Raw genomic sequence first — 448 nt, 5'->3', positions numbered from 1 at the left:
AGCGGCGCCAGTGTCACCTTTTTCGCCTTTTTCGCCAGCGGCGCCGGTATCAACTTTTTCGCCTTTTTCGCCAGCGGCGCCGGTGTCACCTTTTTCGCCTTTTTCGCCAGCGGCGCCGGTATCACCTTTTTCGCCTTTTTCGCCAGCAGCGCCGGTATCACCTTTTTCGCCTTTTTCGCCAGCGGCACCAGTGTCACCTTTCTCGCCTTTTTCGCCAGCGGCGCCGGTATCACCTTTTTCGCCTTTTTCGCCAGCAGCGCCGGTATCACCTTTTTCGCCTTTTTCGCCAGCGGCACCTGCGGCACCAGTGTCACCTTTCTCGCCTTTTTCGCCAGCGGCGCCAGTGTCACCTTTCTCGCCAGCAGCGCCAGTGTCACCTTTTTCGCCTTTTTCGCCAGCGGCACCAGTGTCACCTTTCTCGCCTTTTTCGCCAGCGGCGCCGGTATCA

The 448-nt window shown here is 58.9% G+C and carries 1 protein-coding gene; it reads right to left on the bottom strand.

Annotation, left to right across the window (positions count from 1 at the left end):
• A partial coding sequence (locus ACTHUM_RS19725) for a hypothetical protein (RefSeq protein WP_440403972.1) occupies nt 1–448 on the bottom strand: 448 nt, incomplete at both ends.

This window comes from Neisseria sp. P0021.S006, from assembly GCF_051956895.1.
The sequence above is the reverse complement of the archived record's forward strand: the minus strand, read 5'-3'. Positions and strand labels throughout refer to the sequence as shown.